Raw genomic sequence first — 19,753 nt, 5'->3', positions numbered from 1 at the left:
CCTGATCCATGCCGCAGTTCTTCATCGACCGCCCGATCTTCGCCTGGGTGGTCGCGCTGTTCATCCTGCTTGCCGGCGCCCTGGCCATCCCCCAGCTGCCGGTGGCGCAGTACCCCAACGTGGCGCCACCGCAGGTTGAAATCTACGCCGTGTACCCGGGCGCCTCGGCGGCCACCCTGGACGAAAGCGTGGTCAGCCTGATCGAGCAGGAGCTCAACGGTGCCGACAACCTGCTGTACTTCTCGTCGCAGAGCAGCCTGGGCAGCGCCACCATCACCGCCACCTTCGAGCCCGGCACTCACCCCGACCTGGCCCAGGTGGATGTGCAGAACCGCCTCAAGGTGGTCGAGTCGCGCCTGCCGCGCCAAGTGACCCAGCAAGGCCTGCAGGTGGAGAAGGTGTCCACCGGCTTCCTGCTGCTCGGGACCCTCACCTCGGAGGACGGTGGCCTCGATGAAACCGCACTGTCCGACATCCTCGCACGCAACGTGATGAACGAAATCCGCCGCCTCAAGGGCGTCGGCAAGGCACAGTTGTACGGTTCCGAGCGCGCCATGCGCATCTGGATCGACCCGCAGAAGCTGATCGGCTTCAACCTCACCCCCAATGACGTGGCCGAGGCCATTGCCGCGCAGAATGCCCAGGTCGCACCCGGCAGCATCGGCGACCTGCCCGCCCGCGGCACCCAGGAAATCACGGCCAACGTGGTGGTCAGGGGCCAGCTGAGCACGCCCGAGGAGTTCGCCGCCATCGTCCTGCGGGCCAACCCGGACGGCTCCAGTGTCACCGTCGGCGATGTCGCCCGGGTCGAGATCGGCGCCCAGGAATACCAGTACGGCACCCGCCTGAACGGCAAACCAGCCACCGCCTTCAGCGTGCAGCTGGCGCCGGGCGCCAACGCCATGGAAACCGCCACCCTGGTGCGGGCGAAGATGAAAGAGCTGTCGCGCTACTTCCCCGAAGGGGTCAAGTACGACATCCCCTACGACACCTCGCCGTTCGTCAAGGTGTCGATCCAGCAGGTCATCAACACCCTGTTCGAAGCCATGCTGCTGGTGTTCGCGGTGATGTTCCTGTTCCTGCAGAACCTGCGCTATACGCTGATCCCGACCCTGGTGGTGCCGGTGGCGCTGATGGGTACCTTCGCCGTGATGCTGGCCATGGGTTTCTCGGTCAATGTACTGACCCTGTTCGGCATGGTCCTGGCCATCGGTATCCTGGTCGACGACGCCATCGTGGTGGTGGAGAACGTCGAGCGGATCATGGCCGAGGAAGGCCTGCCGCCGAGGGAGGCCACGCGCAAGGCCATGGGCCAGATCAGCGGCGCCATCGTCGGCATCACCCTGGTGCTGGTGGCGGTGTTCCTGCCGATGGCCTTCATGAAGGGCTCGGTGGGGGTTATCTACCAGCAGTTCTCGCTGTCGATGGCGGTGTCGATCCTGTTCTCGGCGTTCCTCGCCCTGAGCCTGACCCCGGCCCTGTGCGCCACCCTGCTCAAGCCGCTGGCCAAGGGCGAACACCATGAACGCAAAGGCTTCTTCGGCTGGTTCAACCGCCGTTTCGAAAGCATGAGCAACGGTTACCAGCGCTGGGTGCTGCAAGCGCTCAAGCGCAGTGGCCGCTACCTGGTGGTGTACGGCGTGCTACTGGTCGTGCTGGGTTATGGCTTCAGCCAGCTGCCCACAGCGTTCCTGCCCACTGAAGACCAGGGCTACACCATCACCGATATCCAGCTGCCGCCGGGTGCCAGCCGCATGCGCACCGAGCAGGTTGCCGCCCAGATCGAGGCGCACAACGCCGACGAGCCGGGCGTGGGCAACACCACGCTGATCCTCGGCTTCAGCTTCTCGGGCAGTGGCCAGAACGCCGCGCTGGCCTTCACCACGCTCAAGGACTGGTCCGAACGTGGCGCCGATGACAGCGCCCAATCGATCGCCGACCGGGCAACCCTGGCCTTTACCCAGCTCAAGGACGCCGTGGCCTATTCGGTGCTGCCACCGCCGATCGACGGCCTGGGCGAGTCGACCGGCTTCGAACTGCGCCTGCAGGACCGCGGCGGCATGGGCCATGAGGCGCTGATGGCCGCCCGGGACGAACTGCTGGCCGGTGCACACAAGAGCAAGGTGCTGGCCAACGTGCGCGAGTCCTCGCTGGCCGAAAGCCCGCAGGTACAGCTGGAAATCGACCGCCGCCAGGCCAACGCCCTGGGCGTGTCGTTCGCCGACATCGGCTCGGTGCTGGACGTTGCCGTAGGCTCCAGCTACGTCAACGACTTCCCCAACCAGGGCCGCATGCAGCGGGTGGTGGTGCAAGCCGAGGGTGACCAGCGCAGCCAGGTGGAAGACTTGCTGAAGATCCACGTGCGCAACAACAGCGGCAAGATGGTGCCACTGGGCGCGTTCGTCCAGGCCAAGTGGGTCAGCGGCCCGGTGCAGCTGACCCGCTACAACGGCTACCCGGCGGTGGCGATTTCCGGTGAACCGGCGGCGGGCTACAGCTCGGGCGAAGCCATGGCCGAGATCGAGCGCCTGGTCGCCCAGCTGCCGGCAGGTACCGGCCTGGAATGGACCGGCCTGTCACTGCAGGAACGCCTGTCCGGCAGCCAGGCCCCGGTGCTGATGGCGTTGTCACTGCTGGTGGTGTTCCTGTGCCTGGCGGCGCTGTACGAAAGCTGGTCGATCCCCAGCGCCGTGCTGCTGGTGGTACCGCTCGGCGTGCTCGGCGCGGTGCTGGCGGTGACCCTGCGCGGCATGCCCAACGACGTGTTCTTCAAGGTCGGCCTGATCACCCTGATCGGCCTGTCGGCGAAAAACGCCATCCTGATCATCGAGTTCGCCAAGCATCTGGTCGACCAGGGCGTGGACGCCGCCGACGCCGCCGTGCAAGCCGCCCGCCTGCGCCTGCGGCCGATCGTCATGACCTCACTGGCGTTCATCCTTGGCGTGGTGCCGCTGGCCATTGCCACCGGCGCCAGCTCGGCGAGCCAGCAGGCGATCGGCACCGGGGTGATCGGCGGGATGCTCAGCGCCACGTTGGCGGTAGTGTTCGTGCCGGTGTTCTTCGTGGTGGTGATGCGCCTGGCCGGGCGCAGCCGTACCAAGGCCGATCAGACGCAGGCCAGCGAAGCCTGACTGGACAAGCCGGGCGTTGAATGAGAGGGTTCCGGGCATTGACTGCCCGGAACCCTTTTTCATGCCTGATGCCCTGCCCCCCTGCTCCGTCCTGATCCTCGCCGGTGGCCGCGGCCAGCGCATGGGCGGGCGTGACAAAGGCCTGCTGGAATGGCGCGGTGAGCCATTGGTTGCGCATATCCAGCGCATCGTGCGGCCGCTCACTGATGACCTGGTCATTTCCTGCAACCGCAACCAGCAGGCTTATGCCGCTTATGCCGACCAACTGGTGGGCGATGCCGAGGCCGACTTCCCCGGGCCGCTGGCGGGGGTGATCGCCGGGCTGAAGGCGGCCAAGCATGACTGGGTGGTGGTGCTGGCTTGTGATGCGCCGTTGGTAGACCGGGCTTTGCTCGATGCACTGCGGCAACTGGCAGTGTCCGGTGGCAGTGCCGCGATGGTGCGTCAGGGCGGCTATTGGCAGCCGATGTTCAGTGTCTTGCCGCGCTCAGTACTGCCGGTGCTGGAGCAGGCCTGGGCGGCGGGTGAGCGGAGTTTGCAGAAGGCCTTGTTGCGGGAGGCGGTGCGGGGGGTTGAGTGTGCCGAGGATGATCGCAGGTTGAGTAATTTCAACAGCCCGGAGTTGCTGCAAGGGTAAATGCTTTACCGCCTGTACCGGCCCTTTCGCGGGGCAAGCCCGCGAAAGGGCCGGTACAGGCGAAACATCAACTCGCCGTCAGCTCCTCGATACTGATCTCGCGCATCCTGAACTTCTGCACCTTGCCGGTCACTGTCATCGGGAACTCGTCGACGAAGCGGAAATACCGGGGCACCTTGAAGTGCGCAATCCGCGCCTTCGCCCAATCGCGCAGTTCATCCGCGCTGGCGGTATGCCCTGGATGCAAACGCACCCAGGCGACGATCTCTTCGCCATACTTGCTGCACGGCACGCCGATCACCTGCACATCGGCCACCGCCGGGTGGGTGAAGAAGAACTCTTCCAGCTCCCGCGGGTAAATGTTCTCGCCGCCGCGAATGATCATGTCCTTGCTGCGCCCGACAATGCGCACGTAGCCCTGCTCGTCCATCACCGCCAGGTCACCGGTGTGCATCCAGCCCTCTTCATCGATGCTTTCGGCGGTGGCCTGGGAGTTGTTCCAGTAGCCCAGCATCACGCTGTAGCCACGGGTGCACAGCTCGCCGATCTCGCCACGCGGCACGGTGGCTCCGTCGGCATCGATTACCTTGTTCTCCAGCCGTGGCTGGGTGCGGCCGACGCTGGTCACCCGGCGCTCCAGATCATCGTCGGGCCCGGTCTGCAGCGACACCGGGCTGGTCTCGGTCATGCCGTAGGCGATCTGCACCTCCGCCATGTGCATCTCGCCGATCACCCGGCGCATCACCTCGATCGGGCAGGTGGCGCCGGCCATGATCCCGGTGCGCAGGCTCGACAGGTCGAAGTCGCCGCGCTGCGGGTGGTCCAGCTCGGCGATGAACATGGTCGGCACGCCATACAGCGCCGTGGCCTTTTCCTCGGCCACGGCGCGCAGGGTCGCCAATGGGTCGAAGGCATCGTTGGGGTAGATCAGCGTGCTGCCGTGGGTCATGCAGCCGAGGTTGGCCATGACCATGCCGAAGCAGTGGTACAGCGGCACCGGTACCACCAGCCGGTCGTGTTCGGTCAGGCCCAGGCTTTCGCCAACCATGTAGCCGTTGTTGAGGATGTTGCTGTGGCTGAGCGTGGCACCCTTGGGGAAGCCGGTGGTGCCGGAGGTGTACTGGATGTTGATCGGGTCGTCGCAACGCAGTTGCGCCTGGCGCTCGGCCAGGGTCTCACGGCTGATGGACTCGGCACGGGCCTGCAGGTCGTGCCAGGCAAGGAAGCCAGGCGGCGGAGCAGTGGCCAGGCTGACTACCCCGCGCAGTTCCGGGAAGCGCTCGCAGACCAGGGCGCCGGGCTGGCCGGTCGCCAGGCCCGGGATCAGGCCCAACAGCATGGCGTGGTAATCGGAGGTCTTGAAGGCGTCGGCGCAGATCACCCAGCGGCAACCGGACTGGCCGAGGGCGTAGTCCAGCTCGCTGGAGCGATAGGCCGGGTTGATGTTGACCAGGATCGCACCGACCTTGGCGCAGGCGAACTGGGTGATGCACCACTCGGCGCAGTTGGGGGCCCAGATGCCAAGACGGTCGCCGGGTTGCACGCCCAGGGCCATGAGTGCGCGGGCGTGCTGGTCGACGGCGTCGGCCAGCTGCTGCCAGGTGTAGCGCAAGGCCTGGTGGCGGACCACCAATGCTTCGCGGTCGGGGAAACGGGCGACGGTGGAGTCGAAGGCGTCACCGATGCACTGGGTGAGCAGGGATTTGTCCTGATTGCCCTGGGAGTAACTTGGCTGGGGCATGGGCGCTCTCTTGTTGTTCTTGTGTTGTCTGAACTGGCCTCTTCGCGGGACAAGCCCGCTCCTACAAGGGGTAGTCGATCTCCTGTAGGAGCGGGCTTGTCCCGCGAAGAGGCCAACACCGATCTAGCGGATGAACACCTGCGGCGTGGTGGTGGACATGTCGCCGCCTGGGAGCTTGATGTTCTTCACCTTCTCCAGCGTCTCGGGGTTGAACACCGCCAGGTCATTGAAGGTGCCGCCCAGGTACAACTTGTCGCCCTTCTTGTCGAAGGTCACGCAGTAATAGGTGTGCTCCAGATTAGCCGCCTTGATCAGCTTGCGCTGCTTGATGTCGTACTTGGCCAGGCGGTTGAGCACGCCGTAGATCTGGTTCGGATCCTTCGGCGAACGCAGGCCAGTGAAATACAGCTCGGTCAGGTCGGCGAACTCCTGGGTGTGGGTCTTGCCGGTCTTGAGGTCGACGCTCAGATAACCGTACAGCAGCTGCGCCTCGTTCGGGTCTTGCTTGGCATCCTTGAACTTGGCAATGGTGTAGAGCATCGAGAACTCGTGGCGCGGGCTCTGGTGCGGCCAGAAGTACAGCACATCCGGCGCGCTGTAGCCCTTGCGGTTCCAGCTGCGCAGCGGCAAGGCCACGGTGTATTTGCCGGTCTTGACGTCCATCTTGTAGATATCCGGCCCGGCGACGAACAGGCTGCCATCGTCAGCGGCGCGCATCAGGTAGACCTGGCGCGGCATCGGGAAGGTGCGCACCGGCTTGGCCTGCAGACCATCGGCGGTGCTGTACACCTCCAGGCGCGGCGGCTTGACCACGTAGTGGTCGTTCAGGCGCTGGGTCGGGTTGACGGTGGCGTACACCTCTTTGCCATCCGGGCTCAGGGCGAACGAGTACATCGACTTGCCAACTTCGCCCGGCACGCTGGACAGGTTGGCGTGGAAGGTGGTCTTGCAGGTGTCCAGGTCGATGCCGTAGATGTCGGCATAGTGGTTGTTGAGCACGTAGGCGGTGCGGTTGTCCGGCGCCATCATCGCGGTGCCGGGGCCGAACTTGTCGGGCATCTGGCAGCTCTTGTACAGCGTGTCGCTGGCCACGTCGATGACGTGCAGGTTGTTCGGGTAGTTGGTGGTGATCAGGTATTCCTGGCCAGCCTTCAGGGCCGGCCCGGTATCATCGGCCTGCGCCGCCCAGGTGCAGGCCGTGGCGGCGATGGTCAGCGCGAGTTGCGCGCAGCGTCCAGCTTTCATGCGGTTTCCCCTTGTCATTCTTGTTGGGCCGGTCACTTGTCTTTCGGGAACACGGTGCCGAGGTTGCGCCAGTCTTCCTGGGAGTTGTTGGCCTGGGCGTTCCAGTCTTGGTAGGTACTCATCATGTCCGGCACCTGGGCCGGCCACCAGCAAGGGTCGGAACAGCCATAGAGGTCGGCCTCCATCGGCTGGCACAGCGAGCTGACGCCGCCAAAGGCGTCCACTTCCCAGCCCGGGTCGGTGGTGGCGGTACAGCCGGCCACCGCGCTCATGGCCATGACTTCTTCGACGCGGTCTTCGGCGGCGGCCTGCTCGAGGATGCGGGCCTTGTTGTTCAGGGGCTTCAAGTGCTTCATGTCAGTGCGCCTTCCGCGGGGTGATGTAGCGGTCGATGAAGGCCGGGTTGGCGGCCATGATGCGGCTGTAGACCTCGATGCCGAAGTCGACCCAATCGCGCATCAACTCGCAGTAGTGGTAGGTCGGGTGCTGCGGGTCGCCGTAGCGGGCGTAGCTCTCGTGGTAGCAGCCGCCGGAGCACAGGTTGCGGATGCGGCAGCTCTCGCAGCCGGTGTTGCTGCGGTCCAGGCGCTGTGACAGGAAGTCGTTGAGCTGCGCCTGCTTCACGCCCTGGTGCACATTGCCGAAGGTAGGCAGGCTGGAACCGGTGAAGCGGTGGCACAGGTTCAGCTCGCCCTCGTGGTCCACGGCCAGCATCTTCAGCCCGGCACCGCACGGCAGGGCCTTCTTGTGGCCTTCGTGTATGTCGGTGATCAGCTGGTGCAGGTTGGAGAAGCCGATGTTGCGGTGCTCCAGCGCCGCCTCCAGGTACTTGCGGCCCAGCGCCTTCATGTTGGCGAACACCTGCACCAGCTCTTCACCGGTGAGGTTGAAGTCGGCCATGTCGCCGGAGGTGACCGGGGCAAAGCCGACTTCGGCGAAGCCCATTTCGTTGAACAGGTGGTTCCAGATGGTCTCGACGTCGGTGATGCCACGGGTCAGGGTGACCCGCGCGCCCACCGGGCGGCTGGTGTAGCGCGACAGCAGCAGGTCGGCCTTGCGCCGCACCACGTCATAGGTGCCCTGCCCGCCCACGGTGATGCGGTTGCGGTCATGCACGGTCTTCGGGCCGTCGATGCTGATCGACAGGCCGAAGCGGTGGGCGTTGAGCCAGTCGATGATTTCTTCGGTGAGCAGGGTCGCGTTGGTGGTCATGATGAATTCCACCTGCTTGCCGGCTTCGGCGAAGCGCCGCTCGCAGTAGGCGACCATGTGCTCGATCAGCGGCCGGTTGGACAACGGCTCGCCACCGAAGAACACCACGCTGTAGCGCTCTTCGTTGGGTGACTCTTTGAGCAGCATCTCCACCGAGGCTTCGGCGGTGGCGGTGCTCATCTTTTTGCCGGCGGACGGTTTGTCCAGATCTTCCTTGTAGCAGTAAGTGCAGCTGAGGTTGCAGCCAGTGTTGACGTTGAGCACCACGGTGTTCAGCGCCGTGCGCTCAACCTGCTTGAGGGCGATTTCCGGGGTCAGCGGCGAGCCGTCGCTGACCAGTTCCAGCGCGATCAGTTCGCGCAGTGTGTCCTGGATATCATCGCCGGCAAACTGCTGGCCAAGGCGCTGCATCAGCTCCTCGGCCGAGCAGTCGTGCTGGCGCAGGGTGTCGATGATCCCGCCGGTCACCGCATCGGCGGTGAACAGCGAACTGCTGGGGATATGGAACAGCATGCGGTCGGCATCGACCTGCACTTCGTGCAGGTTGCGTTCGACCAGGTTCAGTAGCGCGCCCATGGCGACCTCCCGATAATCGATCCGTTGGAAAAACCGTCATGCCCTGCCCTTACGGCAGCGGCGGGTTGTTCCAGCGCTGGACGGTGACGATCATGTGGCCTTCGCCGCTCTGGCCGCCGTCAGCCAGCGTGGCGATGACCTTCAGGTTGCCGGCGTTGTTGGTCATCATCTTGCGTGCCGGATTCGGGCCGGCACCGCCTGGCACGAACACCCCGTCGGCCTGCATCTGGCCGGCGAACTTGACGTCTTCGTCCTCGACCGCACGCTCGTTGAACGGCTCTACCTTCCAGCTGGCCGGCAGGTAACCGATACGCAACGGCTGGCCGCTGGCGTCCTTGCCCCAGGCTTCAGCTTCAAAGCGCCCCTGGACCTTCGGCACCGAAGCACCGTTCTCGCCGATACGGGCGATGGAGAACGCCGGCACCACCTTCACTTCCTCGACCTTGTCGTAGACCGCCAGGTTGACGCCCTTGAGCACACCCACTGCGACTTCGCGCTGGCCGGGCTTGGCATCCGCCGCTGCGCGGGCTTTCACGCGTACCAGGGTCGGGGTTTGTTCCAGCACCTCGGTCACTTCCACGCCCGCACCCAGTTCAGGCTTGCCGGCCAGGCCGCTGCCAACCAGGGTGATCTCGCTTTCGCCACCGGCCTTGATGAACGCCGGCTGCACCGCCAGCAGGCGAGCCTTGCCTTCTTTTGCAGCCGTGAAGTCCAGGCCGCGCTCATCGTGATCGGCCTCGAACATACGGCCTTTCATCTCGCCGTCTAGCGCAGCAAACACCTGGCGCAGGTTGCTGTCGCCGACCTTGACGTTGCCGCGCCATTCATAGCCGTTATAGAGCATCGCCGAGCCACTGCCGTTGAACGGCGTGCCGTCGGCGTAGCTGCCTTTGACCTCGACCTTGAAGGTGTCGCCCTGGTCGGCAACCACCGTCATCACCCCACGCACATCGCCCTTGGCCAGCATGTGGCCGCTGAACGCCCACTGTCCAGGCAGCGCCTCGGCGGTCGGCTTGGCCTTCTGCCAGGCGGCCCAGGCCGGGCTCTCAAGCGGGAAGCGCTTGGCCAGCTCCGGTACCACTTGCTTGAGGGCGATTTCCAGCCAGTCGCGGTCACGCGCCTGGGCCTGGTATTCGAGGGACGGCCATTGCCCGAGGTGGAAGTTGACCAGATGTTCCCATTCCTGCGCCGGGCGCCGCTGCAAGGCGACACGGGCACCGGAGTGGCAGCGGCCACAGGTTTCGCTGAGCTGGGTATCGAAGTGCTCGACGGTGTTGAGCCGGCGCTCCATGGCGTAGCGCACGCCATCGGTCTCGCTCGGCGCCAGGCCCTGCTTGTCGGCCAGGTACTTGACCAGGGTACGACGGTCGTCGTCGCTGATCTGCAGGCCATGCATGACCTGCATGCGGGCGATGCTCATCAGCCAGCCTTCCGGGGTCTTGCGCTGGTGGCTGATGCGGCTGTAGGTATCGTTGCCCTCGGGGATATGGCACCCCATGCACTTGTTCTGCAACAGGCTCGGGCCCTGCTCGGCCGCCATGGCCTGGGTGCCCAGCAGTGCGGCGGCGACCAGCGCCAGTTTGCCCGCATGCCGCCGGAGTCGAGTCGTCTTCAAGGTCAGACCTCCACGGTTGTTGTTCTTATCGTTTTCACACGCTTTGGTACAGCAGGTGTGCTTGTGACAGTTGTGATACAGAAACTGTGCCAAGTGATGCTAAAGCGTTGTATTTCAGGCTTTTAGCGGTTTTCTCCGGGAGTGGTGCGCGGTTACCTGCAGCGCCGGAGCGTGCCATTTCGCGACAAGGTGTTTCATCCTGAGACAGGGCCTGCTGCGCAGGCCATTCGCGGGACAAGCCCGCTCCTACAGAGCCCGCGTATGCCAGCTGCCGATGGGATCCCGGTAGGAGCGGGCTTGCCCCGCGAAGAGGCCGTCACAGCCACTGTTTCATCACCGTCTCACACCGTCTCAATGTGCAACAGCGCAGCCCTGCAATCCCAACCTTGCACCACGGCAAAACCCAGGCCGTTCAGCACCTTGCGGCCATCGGCCGACCTTGGCACGGCCATTGCGCCTATACCGGTCACATCCAATGACAAGAGGCACAGCCCCATGCTTTCCGACCTGCCCATCCTGCCCGCCACCCGCGCTTTCCTCGAGCGCAAGCTGAAGATGCGCATCGGCGCCGACTGGCAGGACGCCGCCAGTGGCCGCACCCTGTCGTTCCGCAACCCGGCCACCGGTGAAATCCTGGGTGAAGTGCCCGCCGCCGAACAGGAGGACGTCGACCGCGCCGTGCGCGCCGCGCGCCAGGCCTTCGATGACTCGCCGTGGAGCCGTGTGCGCCCCCGCGAGCGGCAGAACCTGCTGTGGCGCCTGGCCGACCTGATGGAGCGCGACGCACAGCAGCTGGCCGAGCTGGAATGCCTGAACAACGGCAAGAGCGCCGCCGTGGCCAAGGTCATGGACGTGCAGCTGGCCATCGACTTCCTGCGCTACATGGCCGGCTGGGCCACCAAGATCGAGGGTAGCACCGTCGAAGCGTCCATGCCGTTGATGCCCAACGACCAGTTCCATGGCTTCGTGCGCCGCGAAGCCGTGGGTGTGGTCGGTGCCATCGTCGCCTGGAACTTCCCGCTGCTGCTGGCTTGCTGGAAGCTCGGCCCGGCCCTGGCCACCGGCTGTACCGTGGTGCTCAAGCCGGCCGACGAAACCCCGCTGACCGCGCTCAAGCTGGCCGAGCTGGTAGACGAGGCAGGCTACCCGGCCGGGGTGTTCAACGTGATCACCGGCACCGGCCTGAACGCCGGCGCCGCGCTGAGCCGCCACCCGGGCGTGGACAAGCTGACCTTCACCGGCTCAACCGAAGTGGGCAAGCTGATCGGCAAGGCGGCCATGGACAACATGACCCGCGTCACCCTGGAGCTCGGCGGCAAATCGCCGACCATCGTCATGCCCGACGCCAACCTGCAGGAAGCCGCCGCTGGCGCCGCCACGGCAATTTTCTTCAACCAGGGCCAGGTGTGCTGCGCCGGCTCGCGCCTGTACGTGCACCGCAAGCACTTCGACAATGTGGTGGCCGACATCGCCGGCATCGCCAACGGCATGAAGCTCGGCAGCGGCCTGGACCCGGCGGTGCAGATGGGCCCGCTGATTTCGGCCAAGCAGCAGGACCGGGTCACCGGCTACATCGAGCTGGGCCGCGAGCTGGGCGCGACCATCGCCTGTGGCGGTGAAGGGTTCGGCCCGGGTTACTTCGTCAAACCGACGGTGATCGTCGATGTCGACCAGCGCCATCGCCTGGTGCAGGAAGAGATCTTCGGGCCGGTGCTGGTGGCAATGCCGTTCGACGACATCGACGAAGTGATCGGCATGGCCAACGACAACCCTTACGGCCTGGGCGCGAGCATCTGGTCGAACGACCTGGCTGCGGTACACCGGATGATTCCGCGGATCAAGTCAGGGTCGGTGTGGGTCAACTGCCACAGCGCGCTGGACCCGGCGCTGCCGTTCGGCGGCTACAAGATGTCTGGCGTCGGCCGTGAGATGGGCGCTGCAGCGATTGAGCATTACACCGAACTCAAGTCGGTGCTGATCAAGCTCTGATCCTTACCTGTACCGGCCCATTCGCGGGGCAAGCCCGCTCCTACAGGAGTTATGCGATCCCTGTAGGAGCGGGCTTGCCCAGCGAATGGGCCGCCATGCGGCCCCAGAATCTCAGCTGTAACCTTGGTCTGCCAGCCAGCGCATCAACATCCTCTGATGCTCTGCTGACACTGTGCTCATGGCTGCCCCGGGTGCTCGACCAATCAGCAACTCACGCACCACCGGCGCCAGCTCGATCCCCTGCAAATGCCAAACCCCCAACGGCTGATCCGCCGTCACCACCACCTCTGCCTCATCCACCAGCCCCTCACGCAACACCGGCCGCCGCGCCACCTGCACGGCCGTCCAGTCCGCCGCCAGATGCAACGGCTGCGCATCCGGCCAAGCCCGACGACGTTCCCAGAATGGCTGCCCTGCGCGCTCAAGCTCCTGCCCATAGAAATCGCGCCCAATGCGGGCAAAGCGCAAAAACAGCTGCTCGATCCGCTGCTGATGAAATTGTTTCGCCAGCGCCGCCCGCTCGGGCCGACGCAGCAACGTGTTGATCACCACCGGCGCCTGCAACGCCGATGACAGCGACTGGAAAATCCCATTCCCCGACAGTGGGTCAACCGCCATCGCCGCATCGCCCACCCGCACCCAGTCATCCCCCACGCAGTCGCCAGCGAGGATCGCCGTGCTGCTGCGCGCATGCACCTGCGCAGCCTCCAGCGCACGGGCATCGAACAACTCGGCCACCAGCGCCGACGCCCGTCGGCGTGCGGCGCAATATTCCGGCAGCGCCGCCTTGCCCGGCAGCCCCTCGGCGTCCAGGGTCACCTGCCAGTAGCAGCGCCCGTCGGCCAGCCTGGCCATCCAGGCCCAACCATCGTCCAGGCTTTCCACGGCAGACGCTGGCGTGCCTGGCTCAGCCTGCCAGAGATTGAGCAGGCTGACCGTTTCCGGGCCACGCAAACGGTCGGCCGCCAACGGCGCCTGGCGCCCGCGCGCTTCGACCAGAAAATCGCCCTGCAGCACCTGCCCGTCATCCAGCCGGACCTGGTAGCCCTCGGCACGCGAAACTTCGCGAACGCGCCCTTCCACCAAGGTTACCCCTGCCCGCCCCAGGTCATCGCGCAAGGCGCGGTCGAAACGCTGGCGATCGAGCAGAAACTCCTGATTGAGTTGCAGATGCTGGCCATTCCAGTGCACCTGCCGTGCAGCCGGTACCGCTGCCTCGGCCAAGGCGCCGCCCAGGCCGGCATGACGCAAGCCTTCCAGCACCCGTTGCGAAACCCCTTCCACGGCGGCAAAACGCCGCCAGTCGGAGACTACCGTCACCGGGTAGCCCAGCCGCCGCAGGCCAAGTGCGGTAGCGGCGCCAGCCGGCCCGGCGCCCAGCACCAGAATCTGTGGCTCAGGCATCCGCTGCACCTCGTCGTTCCGGGCCGCTGAACGCGGCGTGAACCTGCAGCCAGGCATAAACCTGCTGGCGGTCCAGGCCGGGCCGTTGCTGCAACAACGCTGCAATCCGCCCGCTCACAGCCGCACAGCCCAGACTCGCACCGGCCCGGCCGCCCCCACCTACATAGCCACCGAAGTCGGCCTGGGCGCTGCCGAGCCACGACCACTGCCCTGGCGCGCAACGGGCATCGCCGGTAATGCGGATAACCCCCGGATACGCAGCCGGGTACACCGCACTGCCCTGCGCCGGGCTGGACGCGCACAGCAGCACGCCAGCCTGCTGCACCTCAGCACAGGCCTGGCGCAACACCGCCCGGTCCTGCTGCAAGCCAAGGCTGAGGTTGATCAGCGTCACGCCCTGCTCCGCCAGCCAGAACAACCCGGCGGCGACCTGCAGGGCACTGGTACTGCCTTGCTCGGTGAAGACCTGAGCCAGTAACAGGGGCAGCTCGCCGGCCTCGGCTTGCAAGCTGGCCAGCACGGCGCTGCCATGGCCGAGCCGGTCCGGTTGCAGTTCACCCTCGCAGAGCACGCCCTCGTCCAGCCAGAAGCGTCGGGCAGCGACCAAGGTCTGCGCTGGCGCACAACCACTGTCGATCACGCCGACCCTGAATTCAGCGGCCATGCCTGATCGCCTCCTGGGGCAATACGCGCAATTGCCCGCCTTGCAGATGCAAGTGCAAGTCGGCATCGGCCAGGGTCGAGGCGCGGTGGCTGATGAGGATGCGCGTGCGCCCGGCGAACAGTTCGTCGATGGCGGCAATCACTTCGCGCTCGGTGGCTTCGTCGACCGCCGAAGTAGCCTCGTCGAGCACCAGGATCGAAGGTGCCTGCAGCACCGCCCGGGCGATGGCGATGCGCTGTTTCTGCCCGCCGGAAAGTTGCTGGCCACGCTCGCCGAGCAGCCCGTCCAGGCCAAGCGGCAGGCTCTCGACCAGGCTGTCGAGATGGGCCAGCTTCACCACCCGCTCCAGCTCGCCACGGCTGGCCTGCGGCGCGCCATAGGCCAGGTTCTGCGCCAGGGAGCCGCGGAACAGCACGATGTCCTGGCTGACCACGGCGATACGCTGGCGCACGGCGGCCAAGTCAAGCTCACGCAGGTCGGCGCCATCGAGCAGGATGCGCCCGGCATCCGGGTCGTAGAAACGCTGCAGCAGGTCGATCAGGGTCGACTTGCCGACGCCGGAGGCACCGCTGATGGCGACTTTCAGGCCACCGGCAATACAGGCATCGACCTGCGCCAGCACCGCGCCCTGGCGCCCGTCATGGGCAAAGCTCACGCCTTCCAGGCGCAGCTCCCCCGGCCCTTCCGGCATCGGCCTGGGCGAGTCGGCCTGGCGCACGGCCACCGCTTCCTGCTTCAGCTCCATCACCCGGCCCAGGCTCACCGCCATGCGCTGCACCGCCACGTACAGGCCCAACAGGCTCTGCACCGGGCCGACCGCCATGCCCATGTAGGTGGAAAACGCGATCAGCGCACCGAGCTGCCAGGTGCCCTGGATCACCCACCAGCCGCCGACCAGGAACGCGCAGGCGCGGCACCAGGAGGTCAAAGTGCCGGGGATCGCCTGGGTGAAGAATTCGGTGACCTGCACCTTGAGCAACTGGCGCATGTAGCCCTGCCCCAGCTGGTCCAGGCGCCCGGCCTCGCGGTTCTGCTGGCCGGCGGCCTGGATGAACTTCATCGCCGGTAGTGTCTCGACCATGAAAGACGACACGTCGGCCGAGCGCTCGCGCAGGTTGCGCACCTCGCGCTCGACCTTGCGCCGCATCCAGCGCAGCCACAGCACTTCGATCGGGATCAGCAGTGCCAGCAGCAGCGACAGTTGCCAGGACAGCATCAGCATCAGCGCCACCGCGCCCACCAGGCCAATCACCGCCGACACCGCCGAGAACAGCGAATCCACGGCAAAACGCTGGATCTCGGCGACATCGCCGTCGAGCCGCGAGAGGATGTCGCCGGTACGCCGACGCCCGTAGAAAGTCGGCGACAGCTGCTGCAGGTGGCGATAAAGGTCATCGCGCAGGGCGAACAGGATGCGCCCTGACAGGCGTGTGTGCAGGTAGCGGTTGACGCCTGCCAGCACCGTGCCCAGCAGGCCGGCGCCGATCATGATCGCCGCCATGTGCCAGAGCGTCTGGTAATCCTTGGCCAGCAGGCCTTCGTCGATCAGCGTCTTGACCAGCCAGGGTTGCACCAGGGCCAGCAGCGAAGCGCCGAAGGACAAGCCTAGCAGCACGCCGATGGCCCGTTGATGGGGGCGGACGAAACCATACAGCCAGGCCAGGGCCTGGCGCATGAGGAGCGGGTTGCTGGATTCCACCAGCCTGGCGAACAGGTTGCCCATGTCAGCCGCGCAACTGCTTGAGCTTGCGGTACAGCGTCGCCCGGCTGATGCCCAGCGCTTCGGCAGCGGCCGAGACATTGCCCTGGTGGCGCGCCAGGGCGCCACGGATCAATTCCAGTTCATTGTCCTTGAGGCTCCCGGAGGGCGTCGCGCCACTGGCCAGTTCTTCCAGCAGGCAATCGGTCAGGTGATCGAGGGTCAGCACCTGCTCGCCGTCCTCGCGCATGGCCAGGGCGGTGCGCACGACCATTTCCAGCTGGCGGATGTTGCCCGGCCAGTCGAAGCCTTCGAGCAGTGCCGCCAGGGCCGGGTCCAGGCTCACGCCCTTGGCCCCGGACTTGTCCAGCAAGCCCTCGATGATGCTCGCCAGGTCATCGCGCTCGCGCAGGGCCGGCAGGCGCAGCGACACGCCGTTGACCCGGTAGTACAGGTCTTCGCGAAAGCGCTGTTCCTGTACCAGGCGCTTGAGGTCGCGGTGGGTGGCGCAGATCAGCGCCACGTCGATGTCCTGCTCGTCGCCCGCGCCCAGCGGCGCCACCCGGCGCTCCTGCAGCACGCGCAACAGCCGCGCCTGCAGGGCCAGCGGCATGTCACCGATCTCGTCGAGGAACAGCGTGCCGCCATGGGCCTGCATCAGCCGCCCGACCATGCCGCCTCGGCGCGAGCCGGTGAAGGCGCCCTCGCGGTAGCCGAACAGTTCGGACTCGATCAGCCCTTCGGGAATCGCCGCGCAGTTGACCGCAACGAATGGTTTGTCGGCCCGCGGGCTGGCCTGGTGCAGGGCACGGGCCACGACTTCCTTGCCGGTACCGGTCTCACCCAGCAGCAACACCGGCAGGCCATTGCCCAGGCCCTGGCGGGCCATGCGCAGATTGCGCGCCAGCCGCGCATCACCGCCGGCCAGGGCATCCAGCGCGGGTGTCTTGTTGGCCGCCGCCGGCCTGGCCTGCGCCGCGCTGCCATTGAGCGGGCTGTGCCGTGGCAACTGCAGCGCCCGGAAGAAGAATTCGCCCTTGGCCGTTTGCACGTTGCTCACACCGCCCTGCCACAGGCGGGCGATGAAGGCCGGTGAACGCTCACCCAGCAGGTCGCTGCTGCGGCGCCCGATCAGGCCCTGGCGCGGCACCTGGAGCAATTGGCAGGCGTTGTCGTTGGCGGCCAGCACTTCACCGTCCAGGCTCAGGGCCAGCAAGCCGTGCCAGGCACTGTTGAGGTATTGCGGGCGGCTGTGGAAGGCCAGCACCAACTGCTCGGGGTGGCACAGGCCGAACAGCCGGCTCTCGATATTGCCGGCTGCCAGCATCAGCATGCTCAAGCTGTCCTGCGGCTGGGCCATGACCCCTTCACGGGTGATGTCGAGCACGCCGATCACTTCGCCGCGCGGGTCGCGCAGTGGCACCGAGGTACAGGAGAACGGGCTCAGACGGTCCAGGTAGTGCTCGCCGCAGTTGATCAGCGTCGGCCGGCCTTCAACCACGGCGGTGCCGATGGCGTTGGTGCCACGCAGCGATTCGCTCCAGCAGCTGCCAGGGTGGAGGTCGCGCAGGCCTTCGCGTTGCAGCACGTGCTTCTGCCCTTCGATGGCCAGCACGTTGGCTTGGGCATCGCCGAGGATAATGATGCCGGCCTTGCCCTGGCGCGAGACCAGGTAGTCCAGCTCGGGGGTGACGGCGTCCACCAGCAGCCGGTTGCGTTCCAGCAGCGTGCGCAGGTCATGGCCCTGCTCCAGGCCCAGGCCGACCTGCTCGCCTTGCAGGCAATCCAGGCCATGGCCGAGGCTGCGGCGCCAGGAGGCGTCGATTTCATCGCGCAGCATGCCCAGCGGCAGCTCGCCTTCGCTGGCCAGGCGCATGCGCGCCTGGCGGGATTCGTGCAGCGGGTCTTGGGCGTTTGTTATGGGAAATTGTCGCGCCATTTTTCGCTCCAGCTGTGGCCCTTGGGTCAGGGCTACGGGCTTGGTATTTTTTCCGCAGTGTGCGGGAGATTTTTCTGGGCGTCGAGGTGCATGCCTTTATGGGTGTGGTGCCTGGGAGATCGAGCGCCGCCCGCGCGGCGCATCGCGAGCTGCGCTCGCTCCTACGTTTGTTTCGGGCCAGTAACGCCTGTGGCAAGCGCGCGCGACCGCCTTGTTGGCACGGCGCGATATCGCGTCATGCGCCAAGGCATACGCGCGCAAATCCCACAGAAATAATTGGCCCGAAACAAACGTAGGAGCGAGCGCAGCTCGCGATGCGCCGCGCGGGCGGCGCTCGATCTCCCAGGCGCCACACCGCTAAAGACATGCTCTCCCAGCCCCACCGCTGCCCCCAATCCTGGGGAACACCGCCCATCAAAAACCCTGCCAATTAAATCGTCCGAACCGATGGAGCCCTTACCCCACAAGGCCTACAGCCCAGAATGAAATTTTTGGCACAGCTGTTGCCCTAGTCCTCCCAGACGCCCCAGTCCATGGGCCCGTTAGCAGGAGGAACCGACTCATGCTCCGACCGATACCCAACCCGCTGGCAGTGGCGATCGTCGCCGGTATGCTCCAGCTCCCGGCCCAGGCTGCATTGAACGCAGTCGACCCCGGCCCCTACAACCTCGCCAATGGCAATTTCGCTGGCTGGTATCAGGACACTCACGGCCGCACCCTGGACCTGTGCCTGACCAAGGCCGTCAGCTCACGCGTTGCCGGTGCGCCCGGCGCGCCGGCCTACATGTGCACACTGCTGCCGACACCGGGCGTGTTCGACGACACGCAACCCATCGCCTTTCCCACCAACTTCCCCGATGAAGCCTTCTGGTTCACCGCCGACGCTGCAATCGTTGATGCCGCACGTGGCATCGACCTGAGCTATGGCACGGCCATCGAAGCGGCCTTCGCCGCCGAAGAGCCGATCGAAGGCGACCAGGTCAGCTTCGCCCGGGTGCGGATCCGGGTCGATGTACCCACGGCTGGCACCTATGTGGTCACCCATCCCTACGGTGTCGAAGTGTTCGATGTACCCGCCGGCGGTCGCCGGGCGATCAACATGACCCGCGACATAGGTATCGCCGGAGCAGGCGATTTCAGCGGAGCCCTCAAGGGCGACGTCGGCCCGTTCCTGCGCAGTGTCAACGGCCCCTACACCGAAGGCAGCGAACGCTTCATCGGCGACCCCAACCTTGACGAGCGGGTAACCGGCAGCCCGTTCAATACCAACTTCGTTCGCATCGAAGGCCCCAACGGCCTGGACCTGCGCACTGAGCTGTTCTCGATTTCCGGCAAGCTCTCTGACGTGGCCCTGCCCACGCCCCTGATGCCGTTGCGCACGACCTACTCGCGGCACACCGAAAACGGTGACCTGCGTGCTCAGAAGGATGTTTTCGTAATGGCCCCGCCGCCGCCAGGCAGCGTCACCCTGACCAGCCAGACGCCGAACCTGAACCTGACCGAGGCCAATGGTACTGGTGCCTGGTATGCCCAGTCCGTATTGAACCCGGCACTCCCGGCCACCCTTGTCCTGACCGCCGACAACAGCGTGGCGATCCCCAGCAGCAGCCCGACCACGGCCAACCTGCCACTCACCGACCTGGTGACCATCACCCGCGCCGAGTTCAGCCTGGCATCCGGCCAGCTGACTTTGGTCGCGAGCACCAGCGACGAAACCAGCCCGCCAGCCCTGGTCGCTCGCACCGGCAACGGCGCGCTGATCGGCAGCCTCAGTGGCAACGGCGCGGTGAAGACGCTCACCACCAGCCTCTCGCCCATACCGCCGGCCAAAGTGCAGGTCACCAGCGCCAACGGCGGCAGTGACAGCGAAGACGTGGTGCTGGTGCCATGAACAGACAAAG

Annotated in this window: 13 protein-coding genes; 4 read left to right on the top strand and 9 right to left on the bottom strand. The window is 65.9% G+C overall.

What is annotated here, in order from left to right:
- Nucleotides 1-8: 8 nt before the first annotated feature.
- Nucleotides 9-3,131 (top strand): efflux RND transporter permease subunit, encoded by a 3,123-nt coding sequence (locus C2H86_RS24200; protein ID WP_159410190.1) that lies wholly within the window; start codon nucleotides 9-11, stop codon nucleotides 3,129-3,131.
- A 61-nt stretch (nucleotides 3,132-3,192) separates the two neighbouring features.
- Nucleotides 3,193-3,768, top strand: coding sequence for a molybdenum cofactor guanylyltransferase MobA (gene mobA, locus C2H86_RS24195; RefSeq protein ID WP_159410189.1), 576 nt, complete (start codon nucleotides 3,193-3,195; stop codon nucleotides 3,766-3,768).
- Nucleotides 3,769-3,835: 67 nt separating this feature from the next.
- On the opposite strand, the gene C2H86_RS24190 is transcribed toward mobA, so the two are convergent.
- The 5 genes from C2H86_RS24190 to peaA all read right to left on the bottom strand — a co-directional run bounded on the left by C2H86_RS24190 (nucleotide 3,836) and on the right by peaA (nucleotide 10,157).
- On the bottom strand, nucleotides 3,836-5,509 hold the full coding sequence (locus C2H86_RS24190; RefSeq protein WP_159410188.1) for a fatty acid CoA ligase family protein: 1,674 nt from the start codon (nucleotides 5,507-5,509) through the stop codon (nucleotides 3,836-3,838).
- Nucleotides 5,510-5,632: 123 nt separating this feature from the next.
- Nucleotides 5,633-6,754, bottom strand: coding sequence for a quinohemoprotein amine dehydrogenase subunit beta (gene peaD / locus C2H86_RS24185; protein ID WP_159410187.1), 1,122 nt, complete (start codon nucleotides 6,752-6,754; stop codon nucleotides 5,633-5,635).
- A 32-nt stretch (nucleotides 6,755-6,786) separates the two neighbouring features.
- A complete protein-coding gene (gene qhpC, locus C2H86_RS24180) occupies nucleotides 6,787-7,110 on the bottom strand; it encodes a quinohemoprotein amine dehydrogenase subunit gamma (protein WP_027916687.1) in 324 nt (107 codons plus the stop codon).
- A 1-nt stretch (nucleotide 7,111) separates the two neighbouring features.
- Nucleotides 7,112-8,542, bottom strand: a complete 1,431-nt coding sequence (peaB, locus tag C2H86_RS24175) for a quinohemoprotein amine dehydrogenase maturation protein (protein WP_159410186.1) — start codon at nucleotides 8,540-8,542, stop codon at nucleotides 7,112-7,114.
- 49 nt (nucleotides 8,543-8,591) lie between these two features.
- The gene (peaA, locus tag C2H86_RS24170) at nucleotides 8,592-10,157 is read right to left on the bottom strand and encodes a quinohemoprotein amine dehydrogenase subunit alpha (RefSeq protein ID WP_159410185.1); all 1,566 of its coding nucleotides are present in this window, start codon (nucleotides 10,155-10,157) and stop codon (nucleotides 8,592-8,594) included.
- Between the two features lie 495 nt (nucleotides 10,158-10,652).
- Here peaA and C2H86_RS24165 point away from each other — a divergent pair, with 495 nt between their 5' ends.
- Complete coding sequence (locus tag C2H86_RS24165; protein WP_159410184.1) at nucleotides 10,653-12,146, top strand: aldehyde dehydrogenase family protein; 1,494 nt, start codon at nucleotides 10,653-10,655, stop codon at nucleotides 12,144-12,146.
- A gap of 111 nt (nucleotides 12,147-12,257) precedes the next feature.
- Here C2H86_RS24165 and qhpG read toward each other — a convergent pair whose 3' ends face one another.
- Genes qhpG through C2H86_RS24145 form a run of 4 tightly spaced genes read right to left on the bottom strand, consistent with a single transcriptional unit; the run spans nucleotide 12,258 to nucleotide 17,852 of the window.
- A complete protein-coding gene (gene qhpG, locus C2H86_RS24160; RefSeq protein ID WP_159410183.1) occupies nucleotides 12,258-13,550 on the bottom strand; it encodes a flavin-dependent monooxygenase QhpG in 1,293 nt (430 codons plus the stop codon).
- Nucleotides 13,543-14,214, bottom strand: a complete 672-nt coding sequence (gene qhpE, locus C2H86_RS24155; RefSeq protein ID WP_159410182.1) for a subtilisin-like serine protease QhpE — start codon at nucleotides 14,212-14,214, stop codon at nucleotides 13,543-13,545. The genes qhpG and qhpE overlap by 8 nt, the downstream gene beginning before the upstream one ends.
- Nucleotides 14,204-15,937: an ABC transporter ATP-binding protein gene (locus C2H86_RS24150; protein ID WP_159410181.1), complete on the bottom strand. Its 1,734-nt coding sequence runs from the start codon at nucleotides 15,935-15,937 to the stop codon at nucleotides 14,204-14,206. The genes qhpE and C2H86_RS24150 overlap by 11 nt, the downstream gene beginning before the upstream one ends.
- 1 nt (nucleotide 15,938) lies before the next feature.
- Nucleotides 15,939-17,852, bottom strand: a complete 1,914-nt coding sequence (locus C2H86_RS24145) for a sigma-54-dependent Fis family transcriptional regulator (RefSeq protein WP_159410180.1) — start codon at nucleotides 17,850-17,852, stop codon at nucleotides 15,939-15,941.
- 562 nt (nucleotides 17,853-18,414) lie between these two features.
- Here C2H86_RS24145 and C2H86_RS24140 point away from each other — a divergent pair.
- On the top strand, nucleotides 18,415-19,743 hold the full coding sequence (locus tag C2H86_RS24140; protein ID WP_159410179.1) for a hypothetical protein: 1,329 nt from the start codon (nucleotides 18,415-18,417) through the stop codon (nucleotides 19,741-19,743).
- The last annotated feature ends 10 nt before the right edge of the window (nucleotides 19,744-19,753 follow it).

The organism is Pseudomonas putida (assembly GCF_009883635.2).
Taxonomy (GTDB): domain Bacteria; phylum Pseudomonadota; class Gammaproteobacteria; order Pseudomonadales; family Pseudomonadaceae; genus Aquipseudomonas; species Aquipseudomonas putida_W.
This window is presented reverse-complemented; position numbering and strand designations above follow the sequence as displayed.

Bases quoted from the DNA above. Each gene is read 5' to 3' on its own strand.
- C2H86_RS24200 (WP_159410190.1), top strand. From the start codon at position 9: ATGCCGCAGTTCTTCATCGACCGCCCGATCTTCGCCTGGGTGGTCGCG.
- mobA (WP_159410189.1), top strand. From the start codon at position 3,193: ATGCCTGATGCCCTGCCCCCCTGCTCCGTCCTGATCCTCGCCGGTGGC.
- C2H86_RS24190 (WP_159410188.1), bottom strand. From the start codon at position 5,509: ATGCCCCAGCCAAGTTACTCCCAGGGCAATCAGGACAAATCCCTGCTC.
- peaD (WP_159410187.1), bottom strand. From the start codon at position 6,754: ATGAAAGCTGGACGCTGCGCGCAACTCGCGCTGACCATCGCCGCCACG.
- qhpC (WP_027916687.1), bottom strand. From the start codon at position 7,110: ATGAAGCACTTGAAGCCCCTGAACAACAAGGCCCGCATCCTCGAGCAG.
- peaB (WP_159410186.1), bottom strand. From the start codon at position 8,542: ATGGGCGCGCTACTGAACCTGGTCGAACGCAACCTGCACGAAGTGCAG.
- C2H86_RS24165 (WP_159410184.1), top strand. From the start codon at position 10,653: ATGCTTTCCGACCTGCCCATCCTGCCCGCCACCCGCGCTTTCCTCGAG.
- qhpG (WP_159410183.1), bottom strand. From the start codon at position 13,550: ATGCCTGAGCCACAGATTCTGGTGCTGGGCGCCGGGCCGGCTGGCGCC.
- qhpE (WP_159410182.1), bottom strand. From the start codon at position 14,214: ATGGCCGCTGAATTCAGGGTCGGCGTGATCGACAGTGGTTGTGCGCCA.
- C2H86_RS24150 (WP_159410181.1), bottom strand. From the start codon at position 15,937: ATGGGCAACCTGTTCGCCAGGCTGGTGGAATCCAGCAACCCGCTCCTC.
- C2H86_RS24145 (WP_159410180.1), bottom strand. From the start codon at position 17,852: ATGGCGCGACAATTTCCCATAACAAACGCCCAAGACCCGCTGCACGAA.
- C2H86_RS24140 (WP_159410179.1), top strand. From the start codon at position 18,415: ATGCTCCGACCGATACCCAACCCGCTGGCAGTGGCGATCGTCGCCGGT.